Annotated in this window: 18 protein-coding genes; 13 read left to right on the plus strand and 5 right to left on the minus strand. The window is 58.1% G+C overall.

The annotated features are described in order from the left end of the window. Positions 1–14 precede the first annotated feature (14 nt). Positions 15–884 (minus strand): phytanoyl-CoA dioxygenase family protein, encoded by an 870-nt coding sequence (locus JYG34_RS11600; RefSeq protein WP_213661152.1) that lies wholly within the window; start codon positions 882–884, stop codon positions 15–17. 238 nt (positions 885–1,122) lie between these two features. Between JYG34_RS11600 and JYG34_RS11605 the strand changes: the two genes are divergently transcribed. Continuing rightward, positions 1,123–2,376, plus strand: a complete 1,254-nt coding sequence (locus tag JYG34_RS11605) for a PucR family transcriptional regulator (protein WP_213660811.1) — start codon at positions 1,123–1,125, stop codon at positions 2,374–2,376. 46 nt (positions 2,377–2,422) lie between these two features. On the opposite strand, the gene JYG34_RS11610 is transcribed toward JYG34_RS11605, so the two are convergent. After that, a complete protein-coding gene (locus JYG34_RS11610; protein WP_249746251.1) occupies positions 2,423–2,983 on the minus strand; it encodes a TetR/AcrR family transcriptional regulator in 561 nt (186 codons plus the stop codon). A gap of 225 nt (positions 2,984–3,208) precedes the next feature. Between JYG34_RS11610 and JYG34_RS11615 the strand changes: the two genes are divergently transcribed. The 4 genes from JYG34_RS11615 to JYG34_RS26645 all read left to right on the plus strand — a co-directional run bounded on the left by JYG34_RS11615 (position 3,209) and on the right by JYG34_RS26645 (position 7,841). Beyond that, on the plus strand, positions 3,209–4,201 hold the full coding sequence (locus tag JYG34_RS11615; RefSeq protein ID WP_213660812.1) for a DNA-binding protein: 993 nt from the start codon (positions 3,209–3,211) through the stop codon (positions 4,199–4,201). 81 nt (positions 4,202–4,282) lie between these two features. Next, positions 4,283–6,553, plus strand: coding sequence for a KAP family P-loop NTPase fold protein (locus JYG34_RS11620; protein ID WP_213660813.1), 2,271 nt, complete (start codon positions 4,283–4,285; stop codon positions 6,551–6,553). Between the two features lie 248 nt (positions 6,554–6,801). Further along, entirely contained in the window at positions 6,802–7,236 is a 435-nt protein-coding gene (locus JYG34_RS11625) for a hypothetical protein (protein ID WP_213660814.1), read from the plus strand. 365 nt (positions 7,237–7,601) lie between these two features. Then, positions 7,602–7,841: a hypothetical protein gene (locus JYG34_RS26645; protein WP_434011710.1), complete on the plus strand. Its 240-nt coding sequence runs from the start codon at positions 7,602–7,604 to the stop codon at positions 7,839–7,841. Here JYG34_RS26645 and JYG34_RS11635 read toward each other — a convergent pair. Further along, on the minus strand, positions 7,770–7,988 hold the full coding sequence (locus JYG34_RS11635; protein WP_191087916.1) for a hypothetical protein: 219 nt from the start codon (positions 7,986–7,988) through the stop codon (positions 7,770–7,772). The two genes, JYG34_RS26645 and JYG34_RS11635, sit on opposite strands and share 72 nt — an antisense overlap. 552 nt (positions 7,989–8,540) lie before the next feature. Between JYG34_RS11635 and JYG34_RS11640 the strand changes: the two genes are divergently transcribed. From JYG34_RS11640 to JYG34_RS26450, 6 genes are all read left to right on the plus strand, one after another. After that, complete coding sequence (locus JYG34_RS11640; protein ID WP_224372301.1) at positions 8,541–9,008, plus strand: hypothetical protein; 468 nt, start codon at positions 8,541–8,543, stop codon at positions 9,006–9,008. Positions 9,009–9,019: 11 nt separating this feature from the next. Further along, positions 9,020–9,979: a hypothetical protein gene (locus JYG34_RS11645; RefSeq protein WP_213660816.1), complete on the plus strand. Its 960-nt coding sequence runs from the start codon at positions 9,020–9,022 to the stop codon at positions 9,977–9,979. Further along, positions 9,966–10,640: a hypothetical protein gene (locus tag JYG34_RS11650; protein WP_213660817.1), complete on the plus strand. Its 675-nt coding sequence runs from the start codon at positions 9,966–9,968 to the stop codon at positions 10,638–10,640. The genes JYG34_RS11645 and JYG34_RS11650 overlap by 14 nt, the downstream gene beginning before the upstream one ends. A gap of 102 nt (positions 10,641–10,742) precedes the next feature. After that, positions 10,743–12,644 carry an ATP-dependent nuclease gene (locus JYG34_RS11655; protein ID WP_213661154.1) on the plus strand — a complete coding sequence of 634 codons (1,902 nt, stop codon included), beginning with the start codon at positions 10,743–10,745 and terminating at the stop codon, positions 12,642–12,644. Then, positions 12,644–14,437: a UvrD-helicase domain-containing protein gene (locus tag JYG34_RS11660; RefSeq protein WP_249746252.1), complete on the plus strand. Its 1,794-nt coding sequence runs from the start codon at positions 12,644–12,646 to the stop codon at positions 14,435–14,437. Before JYG34_RS11655 ends, JYG34_RS11660 begins: the two co-directional genes overlap by 1 nt. An 80-nt stretch (positions 14,438–14,517) precedes the next feature. Beyond that, entirely contained in the window at positions 14,518–14,637 is a 120-nt protein-coding gene (locus JYG34_RS26450; protein WP_213661156.1) for an antitoxin Xre/MbcA/ParS toxin-binding domain-containing protein, read from the plus strand. Between the two features lie 703 nt (positions 14,638–15,340). Here the strand turns inward: JYG34_RS26450 and JYG34_RS11670 are convergent. Together JYG34_RS11670 and JYG34_RS11675 are read right to left on the minus strand one after the other, a co-directional pair. Next, positions 15,341–15,661, minus strand: a complete 321-nt coding sequence (locus JYG34_RS11670) for a hypothetical protein (protein WP_023102075.1) — start codon at positions 15,659–15,661, stop codon at positions 15,341–15,343. Further along, positions 15,658–16,059: a hypothetical protein gene (locus JYG34_RS11675; protein ID WP_213660818.1), complete on the minus strand. Its 402-nt coding sequence runs from the start codon at positions 16,057–16,059 to the stop codon at positions 15,658–15,660. Before JYG34_RS11675 ends, JYG34_RS11670 begins: the two co-directional genes overlap by 4 nt. A gap of 367 nt (positions 16,060–16,426) precedes the next feature. Between JYG34_RS11675 and lexA the strand changes: the two genes are divergently transcribed. Both lexA and imuA read left to right on the plus strand, forming a co-directional pair. Next, a complete protein-coding gene (gene lexA / locus JYG34_RS11680; RefSeq protein ID WP_044488012.1) occupies positions 16,427–17,044 on the plus strand; it encodes a transcriptional repressor LexA in 618 nt (205 codons plus the stop codon). Further along, the gene (gene imuA / locus JYG34_RS11685) at positions 17,044–17,664 is read left to right on the plus strand and encodes a translesion DNA synthesis-associated protein ImuA (protein WP_213660819.1); all 621 of its coding nucleotides are present in this window, start codon (positions 17,044–17,046) and stop codon (positions 17,662–17,664) included. The genes lexA and imuA overlap by 1 nt, the downstream gene beginning before the upstream one ends. The last annotated feature ends 2 nt before the right edge of the window (positions 17,665–17,666 follow it).

Consider the following 17,666-nt stretch of genomic DNA (forward strand, 5'->3'; position numbering starts at 1 on the left):
GTCAACGCTGGACGCTAGAGCTGAAGGTAATCCGCCAGGTCTGCGTAGTTATGTTGCCAAAGGCCAGGGCTGCCATTGGGGTATTGGGAGCGGAAACCGAGGATCTTCTGTACCCGCGGAGAAAGCGTGCGCACCAGCTCGAGCGGCACGATCAACGGGTAGGCTTCTTCAGGCGTGATTATCGAAGCCTGCATCGGGATGGTCAGCCCGCGACGGTAATAGTCGGTGGTCACGTTGGCCCCGCCACCGTGAACGACCTTGCCGCCGAACAGCACGGCATCCCCGGCTTTCAAGAGGGCAGGAATCGTCATCTCTGGGGTGCCGACATCGTCGAAGTCATCCCAGTCCTGGCTCCCGGGGATCAAGCGCGTGGCGCCGTTTTCCTCGGTGAAATCGGTCAGCGCCAGCATCAGGTTGGTGATGGCGCGTGGCGCATGTTTGCTCATGGCCACGAACGGTTGGTACTGCATCATGTCACGGTGCAGCATTTGCGCTTTGTTGCCTGGGCCGATTTCGATCAACTGGGCCGTGGTCAGCCACCAGTCACCGCACTCCGGGGCGTAAAGCACGTTCCCCAGTTCGTGGAAGAGGTCGTCATCGAGGACTTCCTCACGAAAGGTCTTGCTGTGGGTGACGAGGTTGGTAAGCCGTTTGGTCTGGTGGCCATGGAACTCGGCGATCAGCGCGTGCTCGTGCCTGGAGCCGGCATCGAGCGCGGCCAGGGGGGCGTCGAGTTCGCTGTTGATTCGTGCGACTTGTTCAGGGGTCATGAAGTTGCGGATGATTACGGCACCTGCCTGGTCGCTCAGCAGCGCAATTTCTTGCGCGGAAGTCGAGCGGGTTACAACTGGCAGGCTTGGCGTGGAGTTGCGAGAGGCTGACATTGAGAACACTCCAGATTGAAAGGAACGGTTGCGCAGGCGGGTTGACGTTTGATCAACGGGCATCAGGAAACAGGCCTGCTTGCTACTGCGCTAAACCCAGGAAAGGGACATGGAGCGCCACGGTGCCTCCTGGTTCTTTTTGTTCAGGCAGTGAGTTCATGCTAGGTTTGCACTGGCCCTGCGCCAAGGTACGAACTGCACCATTTTCCAGCCGATTTTTGAGTGATTTGCACCGCCCATGACCAGCACGCCATCGCCCTGGCCACGCCCCTCGGAAGCCGTTCGCGAGCTTATGCGCAAAGGCGCCGAACTCGCTCAGGCGCTGCCCCCTGAGTGGGTCGAGCGGCTGAACCAGTCACTGTTCTCTTCACCCGAAGATGCCAGGTTGCTGGAGGACCCGGTCATCCTCGCGTCGTGCCGGCGCGCCAACCGAGCAGAGTTGCTGCATTGGGCCAATGCCAACCTGCAGCGCCCTGGTGAGCCGGTGGAGCCCTACGTGTCTGCTGACATGGTGGACACGGCCAGGGAGCTCGCCCGCAGGGGGCTGTCCGAGCTGCTGATGAATGTTGCAAGGTCGACACAGAACGCAGCCTGGGACCTGTGGATGAAGATGGCCTTCAGCCTGACGCAGGATCCCGTGGTGCTCGAGGAATTCCTGAAGGTCTCGTCGCGTTCGATCTCGGAATTCATCGACAGCAACATGCGTGTGGTGACGCAGATCATCCTCGAAGAAAAGAACGCCCAGACCCATGATGATCCTGTCGATAAACGCAGCCTGGTCAGCCGGCTGCTCGATGGCAGGGATGTGGACGCGGAGCAGTTCGGCAGGCGACTGGGCTACAGCCTTGCGCAGAGACACCATGCCTGCCTCATCTGGAGCGAAACCCCGGACGCCGAGATTCGCCCCCTGGAAGATATGGCGCGTGCCCTGGCGCAGCTCACGGGCACGGTAGCGCCCCTGATCGTATTTGCGGGCCCTGCGACCCTGTGGGCCTGGAGCAATGCGGCAAAGCCGCTGGACCTGAACCTGCTGCAAGGCGTCGCTCGACAATTTCCCAAGATTCGCGCGGCAATCGGTTCGGCGGGCGCGGGGATGAATGGCTTCCGGCGCTCGCACCTAGAAGCCTTGACCACCCAGCGGGTGATGGGCCGCTTGGCGGGTTCACCCGCCGTTGCCACGATCGATCAGGTGAGGATGGTGTCGTTGATGACCCAGGATGTCCGCGCGGCCAGGCAGTTCGTCTTGAGCACCTTGGGGCGTCTGGCGACCGAACCCACGGTGCTTCAGCATTCGTTGCACGCCTTCCTGGCCAATGGCTGCAGCATCACCCAGACCGCCGAGGTGCTGGGTACCCATCGAAATACCTTGCTGCGCCGGCTGGAGCGCGCCCAGGACCTGCTGCCTGTCCCGCTTGCCGATCATCGCATCCAGATCGCCGCCGCTCTTGAGCTGGTGATCTGGAGTACGCCGCTCGATGGCGACGAGCAATAGCGGTTATCCCCTTCCTTTGGCGCAATAGCGCTTCACGGCTGTTGCCCTACGCGGGCGCCCAACAGGGTGCCCGCGTTGCAATGCCCTGCAAAAACGCGTTCTCCAGCATCTTTGCACGCTCGCTTGGCGCATGCCCTCGCTGGCGGGCATGGACCATGCCGTGCAACAGCGATAAGAACATCTCGGTCAGCAGCGCCGCGGTGACATCCGCTCGAAATACACCCTGTCGCTGGCCGCTGAAGAACAACGCATCGAGCCTTTCCAGATAAAACCGCAGGTCGTGCTGCACGCTCATGTGCACAGGGTAACGGGAAGCCAGGAAGGCGATCAGTTCGCCTTGGGCCAGGTGTTCGCGAATCAGCTGACGCAACGCGGCCAGGGGCTCTGTGGAAGCCAGCGCGCCGCTGTTGTCGAGGATCTGCATGAGCGTGTTTTTGGCGTGCTGTTCGAGCTGGCTATCGAGGTTTTCTCTCGTCCCGCAGTAACGGTGCAAGGTAGCCCGGCTGATGCCAGCCAACGCCGCCAGTTCACCCATGGACGCTCTGGGTCGCAAGGCGGCGCCGCCATAGCCTTCTTGCGCGATCACCGCGATCGCCGCCGCCAGCAACTCGGACCTTTTGGCGTCGCGATCTCTAACCGGGCGCCCACGACGGGCAAGCGGTAATTAACGCCTCGGCCGCGGCGCCACTGCTTCTACCGCCAGGGGAACTGAGACGGCAATTCCTAGTAATTATGTATTATTTAATACGTTGAACGTATTATTTATTAGTTTTTGTCGAGATTAGATCGGATAAGATTCAATTATCAGACCTAAGGCAGCGGAGGACAGGGCATGGCAGTAGGCGTACCGGAAAACCACGTATTCGCTGCAGCGGATGCGGTCTTAGCCCGCGGTGAACGGCCGACGGTGGAACGGGTGCGCCTGGAACTGGGTCGAGGCAGTCCGGCGCGGGTCGGTGCCTTGCTCGACCAATGGTGGGAGCAACTGGCGGAGCGCTTGCGCGGCGAAACGCGCTTGCCGGACCTGCCAGCGGAGCTGGCGCAAGCCTTCGTGGCAATTTGGCAGCAGGCCATCACTTTGGCCCAGGGCGTGGCTGAACAGGGGCTGGCCAGTCAGCGGCAGGTGCTCACGGAAGAGCGGGAAGCGCTGGTCGCGTTGGAAGCCCGCGCCCGTCTGGACGTTGCCCAAGCACGCCAGCAGACGGGAGAGGCGGTGAGTGCGCGACAACGCGCAGAAACCCGTCTGGCTGACTTGGAGCAACTGCTAGCCCAGCGACTAGCGCAGATCGATGATCTGCGTGGCCAACGCGACGAGCTGTTGGCTCAGCGCAACGAGGCGCGCGGACAGGTCGTAAACCTCCAGCAGCAGGTTCACGACGCCCGGGTGCAAGCGGAGCAGGCGCGTGAAGAGCAGCAGCGCTACACCCGCGAGGTTGAAGATCGCGCTTATCGGGAAATTGACCGTACCCGGGAAGAGAACAAAGGCTTGACGCTGCAGTTGACGGAGAGCAGCGGCAAACTGCAGGTGATGCAGCAAGCTTTGACGACGAGCCAAGGGGAATTGAGTGCAGCGCGTGAGCAACGCAGCAGCGCCGAGCGGCTATCGCGGACCGCAATTGAGCAGTTGGAGCAGGTACGGACGACCTCGCTGCAGCTGGATGAGCAGCGGCAAGTCCTGCAGGAGCGAGTGCAAGTCCTGTACGGCGAGTTGGCTGATGCACAGCGCAGCGCGGTGGCGCAGCAAGCGCGCGCCGACACCCTGGAGACGCAGCTCTCGCAGTTGCGGCAGACATTGCAAAGTAAGCATCAGCGCACTCGACCCTGAGGCGCCGACTGCCGACCTACCCCGTCCGCGGCTCGCAGATGCTGTGCGTCGTTCCATGCCACCTTGTTCCAGGAGCTGTTGATGAACCACGATAACCTGCAGTTTGCCCACGATAGGCCGATCGCTCGGCAACAAGACGACCGGCTGGATCGAGCCGACTTTGCTCAACGCCTGGCATGGGCTGTCAGCTCCTGGAAGAACCAGGAAAGCCTGGTCATTAGCCTTACCGGCAGTTGGGGAAGCGGCAAAAGCTCGATTAAAAACATGACTCTAGAGCAGTTGGCGAGCATTCAAGGTTGTCAGGTGATCGAGTTCAACCCCTGGCAGTGGGCCGGCCAGGACAAGCTAAGTAGTGCCTTCTTCGAGGAGATCTCTCGGGCAGTTCAGCGCCAGGACTCAAGCAAGGATGACAAGCAACTTGCCAAAGTGCTTCGGCGCTATGAGCAGCGCCTGAACGCGGGCGTCAGTGTCCTCAGCCATACCGCCAAATGGGCGCCGATCCTGCTCGGCTCGGCCGTGATGACCACCGCCCTGGGCAGCATTGCGCAAGGCACTACTGCACAGGTGACCATTTGGACGCTCAGTGCGGCCAGCTGGCTGGGGAGTATCGCCCCATGGCTGAAACAAGGGGCTGAATGGTGTCTCAAAAAGGCGAACATCCTTGATCAGCAGGCCAAGGACAACGAGATGACCCTCCAGCAGATTCGCGCAGAACTGCAACAGTTGCTCAGCAAGCGCCAGCAACCGCTGTTGATTGTCCTCGATGACCTGGACCGGCTGTCCACCGAGCAGCTGAAAGATATGTTCCAATTGGTCAAGGCGCACATGGATTTCGCCAATGTGGTGTTCCTCTTGTTGTTCCAGCGTGACACGGTCGAGCAAGGCCTTGCCCGTGCAGGGTTCGACGGCGCGGATTACCTGGAGAAAATCATCCAGGTACCGTTCAGCGTACCGGCGATCTCGACCAATCAGCTGGAGGAGATCCTGCTCAGCAGGTTGAATGACATCCTAGCCAGTGAACCGCAACTGCAACAACGCTTCGACAAGGCGTATTGGGGGCAGGTGTTCCAGCGCGGGATGCGCCCTTTTTTTGGCAACTTGCGCCATGTCTATCGCTACGCTTCCACCTTGGCGTTTCATTGCCGGCTGCTTCGTGGTACCGAGGTGGCGGAGATCAATGCGGTCGATTTGTTTGCCCTGGAGTGCCTGCGGATCTTCGCACCGGAAACCTACGCAGCGATGCCGCGCTACAAAATACTGCTCACCGGCAGCGAGCCCTACGCTCGACAGGATGAAGCGCAACGCAACCGTATTATTGAGGTCATTGACCAACTGGTGAAGCTTGCCCCGGAGGTTCATCAGCCGGCCACACGCCAGTTGCTCCAGGAAATGTTCCCGACCCTGGACTGGGTGTTCACTCGAACGCAGCACGATCAACCCATCCAGCTCCGCTGGCTCATCGACTCGCGGGTCTGCTGCGAGGAAGTGTTTGATCGCTATTTCGAACTGTCGATTCCCACGCAGGAGCTTCCTAACTCGCTGTTGCACGAGTTCGCCCGGCGGATCACCGAGCCAGAGGACTTCGCCAGCTTACTGTGCACATTCGAAGATCACCGACAGGCGGGAATTCTGCAGCGCTTGCTGGGCCTTGTGGACGAGTTCCCGCTCGATCAGTCACCGGCCGTAGTGCAATCTTTGCTACGGGCCGGTGAGCAAGTGGGCCGGCGCATGTCGCACACCCACTGGTCGCCGCGCGAGCAAGTCGTACGCTTGCTGCGGCTGTTCCTGAAGCGCCACGCGCAAGAGAGTACGCGCAGCCAGCTGGTTGTCGAGGCGTTTCACGCAGTGCCCAGCCTGCCCGTGGCCGACCAATTGCTCGCCGCAGACTATGCGCTGCGCCGCAGAGGCGATATCGGCATGTTCGACGATGCGGGGCTGGAGCAACTGAAAAACTTGTACCTGGGTACCGTACGCCAGGTGGCAAGTGCAGACCCTGATGCGTTTCTGGGTGACGAAGACCTATCTTCCTATCTCACGGACCTCAACCGCTACGGCACCGGCGGCGATGAGGGGCGCGGCTGGGTGGAGCAGCACGTCAACTCACCGAGCCGATTCCTCCAGTTCGCACGGGGATTTACCAGTTTTCAAAGCTCGTACACCGGCGGCAATACGACTTATACGGCCTACATTTCGCCAAGTACCTTGGAATACATGATGGGGCTCAGTCGCTGCGCTGAGTGGGTTGAGCGGTTGGAATCGATGGGATTGGGTGACGACGATTCGGAAACGCTAGCGCTGGTCAAGGACGCTTTGTCGCGTCATGCACAAAGTGAGGCCACCATACAAGAGTGACGCGCACAGGACGGGAGAAGCTGGCAAGGTCGGTAAGGCCAGTCATTGTTGGCGTGTGTGGTGAGCGAGACCATCAGTGCTCCCGCAAATGATTGAGGTATGACCGACTGTTCAACTTAGCGTGATGATGTAGCGCGCATGGCGGGGCCTCACCGATTACCTCCCACGCGCCCTGCATCGGCCGGAGCGGGTCAGCGAAGCCAACCGCGTGGTCAGGGCCATGGGTTATATGCCCAATCAGCCGGCTGGTGGCCATCCTGCTGCCAACCATCATCAATTCCATCTTCACCACAGCTGTGCAAGCTATCATGGATCGCTTCACGGAAGCTCGCTACTGGCAGTCGTGCTCGGTGGCGTGTCAATCACGGCGATGTCCGGATGCGTCGGATTTTAGTGGCTTCGCCATGATGGCGAGCGGCTGGCTATGGGCTTTTTCGCCTCCATGCCCGGAGGCGCTGCGAAAAGGGTACTGTACTGATTTGCGCGTGAGGTGGATTCCGGTCTCCTTCGCCGAGCAGCCTGAATGGGCCCTCACCGAGCGCGCAATGGAAATACATACTATGGCGTTGAGATTTGCCGGTAATGTGGTGATTGTGTCCTTTCAGCCTGAGACGCTGCTCTGTTCAGGAGAACGATATGCCAAACAAAAAGTGCCTCACCGAACGGGAGATTCGGAGCCTTGAAGACGAGATTCCAGCAGTCGCCGCAGATGCAACTCATGCAGCCTATCTGCGAGCGATCTCAGCCGGGCATACTGTTATAAAGGTGCAGGGCAATTACCTCGTTGAGTGTAAGGCCGACAGGCCCGCGATGGTTGTCGGCAACGCCAAACCACGCCGCAAAGTGAGCGTTGGCCATGCCATTCAGGTCCGCCGGTTAAGCCCCAGTATTAGTGTCTAGACTTTATGTTCTTATGAGTTCAAAACCGTCGAAAAAATTCATGCCGCGTTAACTGTGCGGTGGCCGCGGCGAGCGACCAACGGTGGAGAAGGCAGCACTGCCGGTCGAGCTGCAAGCACGCGTGGTGTCGGCCACATGGCACTCTCGAATGACTCGATCTCCAATAGAGGGATACGACAGTTGGTCGAAGCATGAACAAATACGTGCCGCTGTAACACGCGCCGGCATCACTCGTTGGTTGGCAATCGATGACGACCCTAATCACAGTTGGCCAGCCCGCGACTATCGTCTGATACGTTGCGAATCCACCATGGGGCTAGGCAGCGAAGCTACTCAGCTGGAGTTGCGTGCCAAGTTGCAGGCGCTGGTAGACACCTCTGATGGCTAGTACTGACGACCACCAGTGCGGGAAGATATCACCCGATTGATCCGGGATAACGAGAGGATCATTGCCGAGAATCGCCAACAGGCGAAAGAGGCCTCGCAACATCGCGAGGCCCTCGAACGTCTGCAGGGTGATTTGGGCATTGCCCATGCCGCTACTGCCCGTGCGGAGGGTGCCTAGGAAGTGCTCGCAAGCCAGCTAGAAGCGATATTTAGAGGCTCGTGGCGCTCAGTGAGGTCGCAGCTGCGAAGCTGAGGGCGGAGGGTATGGCACACAAGCTCGTCAGCTCAGAAGCAGAACATACAGCGTTGCGTGCATCGAGTGGGGTGGATGATCCAGAGGCGTAGCGCTGAGAACCTTTAACCAGTAGTGCAGTATGGAATACATTTGTACTCCACCAGGATTCGTAGCGCGCGATCCGAGCCTGGTGGCATCCATGCGAAACCAGCGCTTGTCATACCTTCAAATTTCAGGCGTATGAGTACCTGCAAATCGCCACCGCAGGTGAAGACGTCGCCCAGACCACAAGCCGAAAGTAAGCACCGCAACGACTAAAGCATGGGGCGTGAAGGGTATTATTGAGTCTCGGGGCTGCGAAGGAACGCAACATACTGGCCCAAAGGTGCTCAGCAGGTACGAACATGACGAATCGCTCAGTTCTCCGTAATATGTTGGCACATCGCCATACAGGAGTTCAGCGTAATGCCTACAGCCTCCATCCCCGCATATAAGGCAGTTTCACCCCTGCTCGCAAGAAACGCTGTGCCGAGAACAGGTACCGACAATCTGCCAGGCTATTACTCGACTCAGCACGATATGTGGGTTGTTGAGACACCTAATGGTACTCAGCCCATTATTGCTCGTGGAGCGCTGGACGAGCTTCTCACCAAGACGAAAGTCAATAGTGAAGAGGATGACGACTCGTTCGTGACGCTCGAAACGCTCACAAAAACATACTCCAAGCCCGAAAGTGACGACGATCTCACCTCCAATGGGCAGGCCTCTCATCTGCTCCAACTGATGACCAAGACTGATACGGTGATCGAAGAGGATGACCCGGGCGACAGCTACGCCATGCTGGAGCTGATGACCAAAACCGAGGCAGAGCTTGAGCACGATGATCCAGGGGATATGCAATTCGGCCTCGATGAGCGCTTTTACCTGGATTGAGGCTTTCCACCATGTTTCTGCTGGTCACTAATCGCCGCGACATCACGATGGACTTCGTCGTCGCAGAGCTCCAACGGCGAGGCTTGCCTTATTTCAGGCTTAACACTGAACTGCTCCCTCTGTCCCGAAGCACGTTGGGCGTGAGTGCCATGGATGATTGGGCAATTGAGCTGGAGGGGAAACGAATTACGGGGCGTGACATTACCGCTGCATATTTTCGCAGGCCTGGCGCGCCACAAGCACCTGAGGCAGTCATGGATACGGGTGAGCGTGCCTACATTGAAGCGGAATGGAGTAGTTTCCTGAAGAGTCTCTATTTCCGATTGGAGGGTTGCTGGTTCAGTGACCCTACTCAGATTTTTCTGGCTGAAGATAAACCGCGACAGCTCCTAGTTGCGCGGCATCTCGGTTTCAATATTCCTGATACCGCCATCACTAACGAGTTGAAGCCGGCCGAGTTACTGACAGCAGAGGGAAGGGCAATTGGGAAGCCTCTGCGGCAAGCGGTATTGCCGGGCGTGCTGGAGAAGGTGATGTTCACCTCACGACTGCAGCCATTGACCGAAGCAGATGCGCCTGCCCTTGGCCTTGCCCCGTTGATCATTCAGGCTGAAGTGCCAAAAAAATATGATGTTCGTGTCACTGTCGTTGGTGCTCAGGTGTTCGCCACCGCCATCTGGTCTCAGGATAACGAAGAAACCGAAGTTGACTGGCGACGGGGTAGCCGCCCGGACTTACGACACGAGGCCATTAGTTTGCCCGATCAAGTGGCTGCTCAATGTCGAGAGTTGGTAAACCGTTTGAACCTGCGGTATGGCGCTATTGATCTGGTATGCGACACAGATGAAAAGCTGTGGTTTTTGGAGATCAATCCAAACGGTCAATGGGCGTGGATCGAAAATCAAACCGGATACCCAATTGCTGCGGCAATCGTTGATGAGCTGGAGATGATCCGAAATGGCCCGCTTTAATAGGCAGTTGCTTTGGCCGACACTGGCTTCACCTACGCCTGAACAGGTTGTGGCAAATGACCAAATGCGCGCCGGGTGGAAAGCATCCGTCAACGACGGCAATTGGGATCTGCAGAGCGAAATAGCGTTGGAAGAGGCGCGCCGGATGTACGACGCCGAACAGGAGCGTCGTAAAGGTGCTGACACGAAAGCAGGGGTCTATCTTGCGGCAGTAACCGCACTCATCCCAGTGTTGGTGTCGTTATTGCCGACCCTTTGGAGCGACAAGACCAGTAAAGCCCTTGGCGCCCTGTCGCTAGTAGTGTTTGCGCTTGCAGTGGCGTATGTCCTTCGAGCGGGGTACAGCGCGTTCTGCGTACTGCGCGTGAGCAATGCCCACACGGTGGGGGCCGGCGACATTTCGCGTTGCTGGAGTACGCAACAACCCGCCGCGAGCTTGGCCAAGTCTATCGCTATCAAAGTCATCGAAAACTACCCAGGCAACAACGCCAAGGTTAGCCATATCAAGCTGGCGCATGCCTACCTCCTGCGAGCGTTTTTCATTTTCACCGTGCTGCTGGCTGTACAGGCGCTGTGGCCTTGCGCGACATGGGTAATAGAAGAGGTTTCCAAGCTGATGGCACCTGATGTGAGACAACCCCTAGTGATGTGTTTTTCCTGAGCAAGCACCACAAACGAGCAGACCTGGCTCGATGTCACTGTGATAGTGCAGATGGAGCGGCTCAAATCCGGCTATTCAACAATTTATGAAGAAGGGATGCTCATGTATTTACGTACGCTGGATGTTCAGGGCTTCAAATGCTTTGGGGAGCCGTTCTCGATCGAACTCCATGACGGCCTGAACGTTCTGGTCGGCGAAAACGGGGCCGGCAAGACTGGCGTCGTCAGCGCGATACGACAGCTCTTCAATGACTCCGAGTCGGGCAAACGGGTTATCAGTGAGCGTGATTTCTACAGGGGATTTGGCAAGGATGATGTCGCGGCTGAGGAGATCAAAATTCAGGCGACCTTCTCCGGTCTGGACAAAAACGACGTCATTGCGTTTGACACCTGGTGCGGCAACCAGCCCGAGGCAACACTCACGTTCACGGCCCTAAACCAGGAGTCTCGTGGTCGGTTCAAACACCATACTTACGGTGGCCACGAGTACACCAAAGCGTTTGAAACCGAGAAATTGGACTATGTCCACTGCGTTTACCTCCCACCGTTACGTGACGCTGAAGTCAAGCTGCGAGAAGGGCGCCAGTCTCGCTTGGCGCGCCTGCTCAAAGCACTCTGCCGCAAGGACATAGACGCTGCTAGAAAAGCCCGCGTTCCGCATCCGCTTGAGCAGCATGTCGGAGACTTCAATCGCGAGCTGTCAGAGAGCGACAAGTTCGCGATCAAAGCAGCTAACCAGCGAATTGGTGAAAGTCTAAAAGCTGCCCTGGGCGCTCACCTGTCTCAGGGCACAATGATCCAGTTCTCGGAGGTGAGCTTCTCCCGAATCGTGGAAGGGCTGAGGCTCCTTTACTTCCCGGATCTGAGCAAAGCTGACGCCGCTCAATTTCGGGCGCTGGAAGAGAACAGTCTGGGCTACAACAACCTTCTGTACATCGCCTCCATTCTGGCAGAGCTGACCTACGAAGCAGATGAAGGGCAGGGCGAGAAAACGTACCTACGCCTGCTGTTGATCGAGGAGCCGGAGGCGCACCTTCATCCCCAGCTTCAGCTCCGGCTCCTTCGGCACCTCAAGAAGGCCGCTGAGGCTCGCGGAATGCAGGTGATCATAACCACCCACTCGACTGTGATCACCTCTGCGGTATCTGTAGATCACGTTATCCACCTGTCCAACCTGAGCCGCCCCAAGGCAGTGCCCCTCAGGAAATGCGGCCTGCCCGAGCAAAGCCGACACTTTGTGGACAGATGGCTTGATGCTACGAAGTCCAACCTGCTCTTCGCCAAAGGCACGATACTAGTCGAGGGCATAGCGGAGGCCATGGTCTTGCCAGCGCTCGCCAAGATCGTACTGCAGCCCTTCGGCGACGGGCGAAATTCCCTGGACGACTACGGTGTGTCGGTCATCAATCTGGGCGGAATCTATTTCAACCACTTCATGCAGCTGTTCTGCAACGTCAAAGCCGAGCATCAAGGTGAAAACATCCCTGTCAGGTGCTCAGGATTGACCGACAACGATCCTCCAAAGTCAGTGATTGAGGACAATAGAGCGGGTGGTCAAAAGAACGTTCCATTTCTGCCCCATGCAGACAACTGCATCGTCGGCAACAACCCGGCGCTGGCTTTGCAGAAGCACATAGGCCTGTCAGAGTTTGGACGGTTGTTTGCGGGGAAGTACAAAACCTTCGAGTACGACATTGCAATGGAAGGCGACAACCTCAAGACAATGCTGATCGTCGCTGCTGGCCTCTGGCAGGCCCAAGATGGGCCGGTGGTCAAAGGTCTAAAAGCAGACGCGGAACTCGATTTTGCTGCTATGACCTCCGCCCAGCGGGCGCCTTACGCCGCCGCATTACTGGATCGTATTGACTCTGATGACATTGGCAAGGGCATCTACGCTCAAACCTTCGCCGACGTACTAGAGGCTAATGGAGCCGGCTTTGTGGTACCGGTGTACATCCGCCAGGCCATCCTCTGGGCTTGCGGTCTGGAAGAGGGTGCGGCCTGATGGCGGCAGAAGATAAGGCAGCCCAAGTGGGTGCAGCCGACATCGAATTCACCGACCGGCAGCAGAGATACATTGATGCACCGTTGGATCGGCATGTGTACCTGAGAGCCTGCCCTGGTAGCGGCAAAACTGAGGTCGTGGCCGCCAAGGTATGCAAGATTATCCAGGAGTGGAACCATCACCCTTCCGGAATCGCTTTGCTCACCTTTCTCAATAGTGCTACCGAAGAGCTCCAGAGCAGAGTTTATAAGTACCTGCGCGAGCCATTGGGCTTGCCGCACTACATCTCCACCTTCGATAGTTTCGTGCTAACACACCTGCTTTCGAGTATCGCCAGCGAGATCACGGGCTTTCAAGGCCGGGATGGCGACTTCCGTATTCGGATCATCGACAAGTCCGCTGATATCTACCACACGCGCATCAAGATCTGTGGACGCACCGTATCAGCCTGTCGATACAACTACGATAAAGGATCCAAACGCTACGTCTTTTCGACCAACGACCGGAAGTGGGATAACGAAGCCAACCTCGCCCAACAGGACGAGGCCGACCAGAAGGCACTGTTGGCGACCAAAAAACGGCTTTGGGCCGCTGGCTTTGCAACCTACGGTGACATTGATATTCTCGCTTTGGTCGGGATGCAAGAAGAAAAATTCAAAGATTACTTCTCGCGTATTGCACGCCGATTCCCGTTGATCATCGTTGATGAGTGCCAAGACTTGTCGGCAGAGCAGCTTTTGATCGTCAAAAGACTGAGCCTACTAGGCGTGAAATTCCATTTTGTAGGTGACCTTAATCAGTCAATTTATGGTTTCAGGAAATCGAATCCTGCAAACGTGCGTCGGCGCATGGAGGAGCTTGGCTTTGAGGAGTACGTCCTCAACGAGAATTGGCGAAGTGGTCAAGCCATTGTAGATGTGTGTTCCAACATTCTTCAATCCGACCGTGTGGTGGGAAATCCTCGAATCGCTTCAGTAAAGCCAAGGGTCGTCGAGTATCAGAACTGCCCGTCGGAGGTGCTTCCAGCCATTCGAGAAATGAGCCTGATACATGACAAGGTGGTGGTCGTCGCGCGCGGACATACAACACTTCAGCGCTTACGTACTGGTAGAGCTTTCGAGGGCATCGAGCTGCTGGCGCTGGCCTGCATAAACCTCAAAGCAGGCAGGTTGACAGACATAGCGCAATGCCTGGAAACATTCGGTAAGTGGCTGGCGGCCCGGCTAGAACTGCAGGTGACGAAAGCAGGCCCTTACTGCCCTATGGATATTGAGTCAAAACTGACGTGGCGTATATTCCTTCACGACGGTCTCCAATTCTTGGTGGAACACGGCGTCGGAGATGGTAATCAGACTTGGTCGGACTGGGCCCGGGCAGCAAAAATTGCGCTTGGAAAGCTGCCAGATCAAACATTCGTACCTGTAGAGGTGCGTGAGCATTTAGAAGGCCTGAAAGGCCTTAATTTGCGAGCCCGTTCTGGGCAGGGGAAGATGCTGATCTCCGAAAGGTTGGTCGGGGTACCCGATGTGGTCGCCCAACGTGACTGCCTGCGTTTCGAGACGATTCACGGGGTCAAGGGTGAAACACACGACGTGACCGTGGTTGTATCGTCACAGAAACCGGGCGTGCATCAGTCGCACTGGAAGGACTGGCTGCGTGACCGGACTTCCGAAGCTGCGAGATTTGCCTATGTGGCGAGCTCGCGGCCGAAGCATGTGCTGATTTGGGCAGTGAAAAAATTGAAGGCTGAAGATCGGCTGGTGCTTGAGGGCCTGGGATTCGAGCTCCCGTAGATGATTAAGGCAGGAGCGACCTAAGCGTTAATCGCGATGGGGAGGCGTTCCACAGGGTCAAGACACCGCAAGGTGGCTGGATTCCGCGCCCCGTTACAGCGTTTGGTGGCAAAGCTCCTGTCGCCATGATCACAACCAGGCTGGGAACGGACACGGTCATCGAGTTTATCAGGCGCTTGGGGCATGGGTTTGTGGCCTGAATGACCGCAGATAGAGTCGATCTGCTGATGAGCTGCAACAGCAAAGGTAAGCGTTGATGAGGGTAGGGGCATCGCCCCTAGTTTCGTAGCCACCTCCAAGCCTCATAATTGCCCAAATAGGAGGAGCCATGAGTCGTCAATGCCCGGTGCGCATCAGAGAGTTAAGGCATTACTTGAAGGAAGCACACCCCTGAAGCGCTCATGAGATCATAAGGATCAGGCTCAGCTGACTACCTTAGAGGTGGTCAGTTGAATCTCATTAAACGTAGCATCCTTCCTTGCCGACCGAAGCAATCGCGGATCGCGTGCGTCAGGCCCGTTTAGCATGCGTGTCGCTGTCACTCGTGCAATGAAGACGGCGACTATTTTGATGCCGACTGGGCGAAATCGCTGCCCGTTGATTTGAACGCAAGAGGACTCATCAGTTGGAGATGCCGCCAGGGATCATCGCGTCATTACTGATGTGCGACTGATCGGACGTTGCGGCCCGCTAAGCTAGAGTGAAAAACAAAAGGCTCAGTAGCAACGACCCCGCCTTCTTTGTCTGGCGGACAATGTGGAACGGGTTTCAGGTGAGTGCAAAACAGCGCTGGTTGATCAAGGTTGGACCTATAGCTCGCTGATGATACTCCGATTCATCGGTTTCGGAATAAAGCGCGAGTTCGATCCTGCCCAATGTCCTGCGCGCGCTCTTTTCATGTATTCACCAGAGGCCTCGAAACTGATTGATATCTGCTGTTTGTGAATAACGATACTCCTCAGGTGAAAAGCGTCCCTGTGGACCAAACAGTAAATCGGCCGTTAGATTTTCGAGATAGGTGATCGCCGCCGGTTGCGCATATCGCATAAAGTACTCGCGCTGTTCCGCAGATAGACAAGCTCGGTGTTTCAGACATGTTCTCACCATTTCCGCCAGTACATAGCCGCGTATGTCGTATCGCTCATCCATGGCGCAAAGGATGGTTCGATAGCATAAGTGATAGTTCGGTTTCTGGCCGGTCTGTAGGTAGGCGTCGTTACTCATCCTTGGCTCCCGGCCTGCCAGGAGGCCAGAAATTGCAGCACCTGCTCAGCTTGGCCCTGACTGACCAGTTGTTCCGCAGTTCGCCCTTCGAAAGTTAACAATTGATCTTGGCGGAACCAGCCAATGGCTTGCTCGACAGTAACTCCGGTCTCAGTCACCGTCAGAACCACCCGTAGGACATCTGTTATGAAGCGTAGCGCTGCTTCGGAGTCAGGCATGGTTGCACCATCTGACTGGCTTTGGCGATAAGTAGTGAGGTAAACGTCAAACTCAGCTGGGTTGAGGCCAAAGACCCTGGCGTAACGCTCCCCTGGAGAGGTTGTCCCTTTCGTGTTGCATAGGTAATCAGCCAGTTCTGCAGCCGACAGCGCGGTTAACTGAAATGCCTCTTGGTTCATGACTTGTTCCCCTCGCGACCTTTCGTTAACAGCATGCCCCCAAATCAACAGTAAGCAAAGCCATAGCTTTGTGGTTTTTATGGTCGACGTGGCAAGGGCGGTCGTTCAGCGGAATCGTATGTACGTCACGGATGTGGAGCTTTCAAGCAACGGTTTGGAATCCCCCAATGACACAGTAGACACAGAAAGGGCCAGGTTGAACGACTAAGGCCGCGTGATGGCGGTGGGCGGCCTGGAACTAATGTTTAGGGAATGTGCGGCAGGGTCGATTTGGGGGATTGACTTACCGCTTTTTGGTCTTTTCAGTTCTGATCACTGCCACTGGTCGACGAAGGGGGCTGGCCAGTGTCTCGCAAAAAGAGTACAAATGTACTCCATGGACAATCTGACCCCCAAACGCCGCGCCATCCTTGATTTCATCCGCGAGCGCATCACCGACCAGGCCCAGCCTCCCTCGCTGGCCGACATCGCCGAGCGCTTCGGTTTCGCTTCGCGCAGCGTGGCGCGCAAGCACATCACCGCCCTGTGCCAGGCCGGCTATATCGATGTCACGCCCAACCAGGCACGGGGCATCCGCCTGGCCGAACCGCTGCGCCGGCCTGAAATCCTCGAACTGCCAGTGCTCGGCCAAGTGGCCGCCGGTGCCCCCATCGGCCCCGACCTTGACATCCACGAGCAACTGCTGCTCGACCCCAGCCTGTTCCGACGCACGCCCGACTACCTGCTCAAGGTGCGCGGCGACTCGATGGTCGACGACGGCATCTTCGACGGCGACCTGGTCGGCATCCGCCAGCAGGGCGATGCCCGTGACGGGCAGATCGTGGTCGCCCGGCTCGACGGCGAGGTCACCATCAAGCGCCTGCAGCGCACCCGCGAGGGCTACCGCCTGTTGCCGCGCAACCCGCACTACCAGCCCATCGACGTGGGCCCCGAACGCGACTTCTTCATCGAAGGCGTGTTCTGCGGCCTGCTGAGGCGCGACTGATGGGCGCGGTGGTCGAGCTCGACCGCCTGCTCGACCAGCGCCAGGTCTGGCGTGGTCGGCAAGCGCAGGCACGCCCGCTCGGCCTGCAACCCACCGGGCACGCCGCGCTGGACGCGCGGCTGCCCGATGGCGGCTGGCCAGCGGCGGCGTTGAGCGAACTGTTGCTGGCCAGCCCGGGCTGCGGCGAACTGCAACTGCTCTGGCCGACGCTGGCGCGCCTGACCAGCGTCGGCGAGCGGGTGGTGCTGGTGGCGCCACCGTTCATCCCCTTCGCGCCGGCCTGGCAGGCGGCGGGGGTGGACCTGCGCTGGCTGGCCCAGGTCGACGCCACGGCGGGCGACGCCTTGTGGGCGGCCGAGCAGTGCCTGCGCTCGGGCAGTTGCGCGGCCGTGCTGTGCTGGCCGGAGCGCGTAGACGACCGCGCGCTGCGGCGCCTGCAGGTGGCGGCGGAAACCGGCGAGGCCCTGGCGTTTGCCTGCCGCACGCAACAGGCCGCGCTCAACCCGTCGCCGGCTGCCCTGCGCATCGCCATCGACACCCGTCCGGCGCAGTGGCGGGTACTCAAGTGCCGTGGCGGCCTGCCGCCCGCCGCGCCTATCGCCTGCCCGGGGCGGGGCTGATG

The sequence above is a fragment of the Pseudomonas entomophila genome (assembly GCF_018417595.1).
GTDB lineage: Bacteria > Pseudomonadota > Gammaproteobacteria > Pseudomonadales > Pseudomonadaceae > Aquipseudomonas > Aquipseudomonas entomophila_C.

Coding starts and splice junctions, on each gene's coding strand:
- JYG34_RS11615 (WP_213660812.1), top strand. CDS start 3,209: ATGGCAGTAGGCGTACCGGAAAACCACGTATTCGCTGCAGCGGATGCG.
- JYG34_RS11660 (WP_249746252.1), top strand. CDS start 12,644: ATGGCGGCAGAAGATAAGGCAGCCCAAGTGGGTGCAGCCGACATCGAA.
- JYG34_RS11640 (WP_224372301.1), top strand. CDS start 8,541: ATGCCTACAGCCTCCATCCCCGCATATAAGGCAGTTTCACCCCTGCTC.
- JYG34_RS11675 (WP_213660818.1), bottom strand. CDS start 16,059: ATGAACCAAGAGGCATTTCAGTTAACCGCGCTGTCGGCTGCAGAACTG.
- JYG34_RS11605 (WP_213660811.1), top strand. CDS start 1,123: ATGACCAGCACGCCATCGCCCTGGCCACGCCCCTCGGAAGCCGTTCGC.
- JYG34_RS11650 (WP_213660817.1), top strand. CDS start 9,966: ATGGCCCGCTTTAATAGGCAGTTGCTTTGGCCGACACTGGCTTCACCT.
- JYG34_RS11600 (WP_213661152.1), bottom strand. CDS start 884: ATGTCAGCCTCTCGCAACTCCACGCCAAGCCTGCCAGTTGTAACCCGC.
- lexA (WP_044488012.1), top strand. CDS start 16,427: ATGTACTCCATGGACAATCTGACCCCCAAACGCCGCGCCATCCTTGAT.
- JYG34_RS26645 (WP_434011710.1), top strand. CDS start 7,602: ATGACTCGATCTCCAATAGAGGGATACGACAGTTGGTCGAAGCATGAA.
- JYG34_RS11655 (WP_213661154.1), top strand. CDS start 10,743: ATGTATTTACGTACGCTGGATGTTCAGGGCTTCAAATGCTTTGGGGAG.
- JYG34_RS11620 (WP_213660813.1), top strand. CDS start 4,283: ATGAACCACGATAACCTGCAGTTTGCCCACGATAGGCCGATCGCTCGG.
- imuA (WP_213660819.1), top strand. CDS start 17,044: ATGGGCGCGGTGGTCGAGCTCGACCGCCTGCTCGACCAGCGCCAGGTC.
- JYG34_RS11670 (WP_023102075.1), bottom strand. CDS start 15,661: ATGAGTAACGACGCCTACCTACAGACCGGCCAGAAACCGAACTATCAC.
- JYG34_RS11645 (WP_213660816.1), top strand. CDS start 9,020: ATGTTTCTGCTGGTCACTAATCGCCGCGACATCACGATGGACTTCGTC.
- JYG34_RS11635 (WP_191087916.1), bottom strand. CDS start 7,988: ATGGGCAATGCCCAAATCACCCTGCAGACGTTCGAGGGCCTCGCGATG.